The organism is Streptomyces sp. NPDC005799 (genome assembly GCF_040630525.1).
In the GTDB taxonomy this organism is placed as follows: Bacteria; Actinomycetota; Actinomycetes; order Streptomycetales; family Streptomycetaceae; genus Streptomyces; species Streptomyces griseorubiginosus_B.
In genome coordinates, this window is sequence record NZ_JBEXXQ010000164.1 from 1 (window position 1) to 3,496 (window position 3,496).

The window sequence follows — 3,496 nt, forward strand, 5'->3', positions numbered from 1 at the left end:
CTATCAGTTACGTGGAATCTGACCGCAGCGGAGATCATCTCCCTGCGGTACGACCACGGACTGAGGAGATGTGTTGGGCACGGTGGTGCTGGAGGAGAAGTGGCCGGTGCTCGGCCGGCACGAGCAGGCGGCCGGGTGGTTGCAGGTGTGGACCGACCTGGGGCGGGCGCCGCGGACCATCGATGCCTATGCCCGGGGGCTGGCCGAGTACCTGGAGATGTGCGAGCGGGAGAACGTCGACCCGCTGACCGCGAACCGGGCCCATATCGCCGTCTACGTACGGGAGTTGACCTCACGGCCGAGCCGTCGGGGTGCGAACGTGGTCTCGATCGACTCGGGCTCCGGTCTGGCCAACGCCACCATTCAGCAGCGCCTGGTGCCGGTCCGGCTGTTCTACGACTTCCTCATGGAGGACGGGCAGCGCGACTCCAACCCGGTCGGCCGTGGCCGCTACACGCCCGGCCGCCGACGCGGCGGGCACGAGCGCGGTCTCGTGCCGAGGCTGACGAAGCTGCCGTGGATACCGGCCGAGCAGCAGTGGATGGATGTCCTCGCGGTCGCCGCCGAGGAGCCGGTACGCAACAGGGTGATGCTCGCCCTCGCCTACGACGCCGCGCTGCGCCGCGAGGAGCTGTGCTCCCTGCGTACCGACGACCTCGACCCGGCTCACCGAACCCTGCGAGTACGGGCGGAGACGACCAAGAACCGGCTGGAGCGCGTTGTTCCGTACTCCGCGCCGACCGGCGTCCTGCTGTCGGGCTACCTCGCTCACCGGGCCCGGATCAGCCGGGCACGCGGACCGCTGTTCCTGTCGGAATCCCGGCGCAACCACGCCGAGCCGCTGAGCCTGTGGACTTGGTCGAAGGTGGTCCGCCGGATCGCCCTGGCCGCTGATGTCCCGCGCTTCTCCACTCACACCACGAGACATCTGTGCTTGACCGACCTGGCCCGGATGGGCTGGGAACTGCATGCCATCGCCACTTTCGCCGGCCACCGCCACACCGACTCCACGCTCACCTACATCCACCTCTCCGGCCGAGACCTGGCCGACAAGCTCAACCGCGGCATGGAGCAGATCCACGGCTGGCGGGTTCAGATGCTGGCCCGCCTGGGCGAGCCCGTGGTGCAGGCGGGCCAGCAGTGACCGCGCTGACCGCCGCGTCCGCCCTCGCGACGGACGCGCCGCTGTCCTGGCCGTGGCCGGTCGAGCCGGACCGCTATGACCGACGCCCCGAACTCATCGGCGGCGAACGGGAGGCGCTTGCGTCCCTGGGGACGGACCTGCGCCGCCACCCCGGCAGCTACGACCCGCAGGCCCCTCAGTGGAAAACCGTTCGGCGACTGCTTCGCCCGCTCGACGAGGTGCGCTCATCGCTGTGGTGTCCCGATGACGGCAGCTACCGCCGCGGCGTCGACGACGCCATCGCCCTGATTCTCCTGCGCTGCGCCGAACGCGGCCGGACGGTCTGGGTCTGGTCGGCCGAGGACTGGCTCGCGCTGATCGGCACCAACGCCAGGCAGTTCACCGCAAACGCCCCAGGATGGGCCGAGGGAACCGCGCGCCCGTATCTGGCCGCATATGCCTACCTGCTCAGCGGCTTCACCGAGTTCGACCGACTGGGAGGCTTTCAGCGCCTGCCGCTGGCTTGGCGAGTGTTCGGCAAGCGTCCGGTCGACGAAGCACAGCAGCAGGTCGCGCAAGTCCTTCGTGGCTGGGGTTATCAGGTCGAGGATGGCATCGACCCACGGATCTCCCCGGTCCTGTGTCAGACGCTCCTGCTCAACCGCAGCCCGATGCTCGAAGACCTGACGACCGAGGCGTTCGACCGGATCCGTCAGCACCCTGACCTGCCGGATCGTTACATCGGTGCCCTCTACGGGATCCAGCGCGCCGTGGCCGCGCTCGGGCACTGCTCCCTGCCGCCGACTCCGTATCGCGGGCGGATGCCCGAGATCGAGGGGACCGCGCGTTCGTGGGCCGAATGGATCGAACGCTGGCACTCCACCAGCACGTTGTCGCGCAGGGTCCGAGACAACCACCGCTCTCTGCTGTCGAAGATCGGACGGTGGCTCGCCGCCGAGCATCCTGAGATCACGGAGCCGGCTCAGTGGACCCGTCAGACCTGCGCGGCCTGGGTTGCCGCGGTGGACAGACTCCGTGTCGGGGACTACGTCCAACGAGTCGCCAGTCACGAGAAACGGGCAGGTCAGCCGATCACTCCGCACAGCAAGTCGGGCTACCTCACCGCGACCCGGGCGTTCTTCCGTGACCTGCAGGAATGGGAGTGGATACCCCGACGGTTCGACCCCGTGCGCGCGCTGTCCACGCCCCGAACCATCGCGTCGATGCTCGGCCCCGACCCGCGGGTGATAGCCGATGACATCTGGGCCAAACTGCTGTGGGCCGGGCTCAATATCGGCCCCGATGATCTGCCGACCAGACTCAACAGCCTGCGCTACCCGTTCGAGCTCCTCCGGGTGTTGTCCCTGACCTGGCTGTTCAGCGGCCTGCGCAGCGACGAGATCGCGCGACTGCGCGTGGGCTGCATCCGCTGGCAGCACGAGGGGTTTCCGATTCCCGGCGACTCCGACGAAGTACTGGCACGGGACGCCGTCTGCCTGCTGGACGTCCCCACCCACAAGACCGGCACCTCGTTCACCAAGCCCGTCGATCCGCTGTTGGGCAAGGCGATCGAGGCATGGCAGGAACTGCGGCCGCAGCAGCCGAAGATGCTGGACCGCAAGACCGGCGAGCACGTCGACCTCCTCTTCGCGATGAGGGCCCACCGGGTCGCCAAGACCTACATGAACGGGACGATCATCCCGTCGCTCTGTCAGAAGGCCGGCGTCCCGACCGCCGATGTCCGGGGCAACATCACCAGCCACCGGGCCCGCTCCACGATCGCCAGCCAGCTCTACAACGCGAAGGAGCCGATGACGCTGTTCGAGCTGCAAGCCTGGCTCGGTCACCGGAGCCCGGAGTCGACTCAGCATTACGCCAAGATCACCCCGAACACGCTGGCCAGGGCCTACAACGACGCCGGGTACTTCGAACGCAATGTCCGCACCATCGAGGTCCTGGTCGACCGGGACGCGGTCACCTCCGGAGCCGCAGCGTCAGGCGAGCCCTGGCAGTACTACGACCTTGGTCACGGCTTCTGCACCTACACGTTCTTCGAGCAGTGCCCGCATCGCATGGCCTGCGCTCGCTGCGACTTCTACACGCCGAAGGACTCCAGCAAGGGGCAGCTCCTGGAGGCCAAGGACAACCTCCAGCGCATGCTGGCGAGCGTCCCGCTCAGCGACGAGGAACGCGCCGCCGTCTACGACGGCCAGGCCGCACTCGACCAGCTGCTGGAACGGCTGGTCGACGTTCCCACGCCGACCGGGGCGACGCCCCGCGAGATCGGCGTTCCGGCGACGGCGACGCTCCTGCCGATCGTTGCCGTCAACCAGGGCAAAGACTGAGCTACTTGACAAATCAGATTCCACAGAA

The 3,496-nt window shown here is 68.1% G+C and carries 2 protein-coding genes; both read left to right on the plus strand.

The annotated features are described in order from the left end of the window. Positions 1-82 precede the first annotated feature (82 nt). On the plus strand, positions 83-1,144 hold the full coding sequence (locus ABZ453_RS50780; RefSeq protein ID WP_359026820.1) for a site-specific integrase: 1,062 nt from the start codon (positions 83-85) through the stop codon (positions 1,142-1,144). Further along, positions 1,141-3,468, plus strand: coding sequence for a tyrosine-type recombinase/integrase (locus tag ABZ453_RS50785; protein ID WP_359026818.1), 2,328 nt, complete (start codon positions 1,141-1,143; stop codon positions 3,466-3,468). Before ABZ453_RS50780 ends, ABZ453_RS50785 begins: the two co-directional genes overlap by 4 nt. The last annotated feature ends 28 nt before the right edge of the window (positions 3,469-3,496 follow it).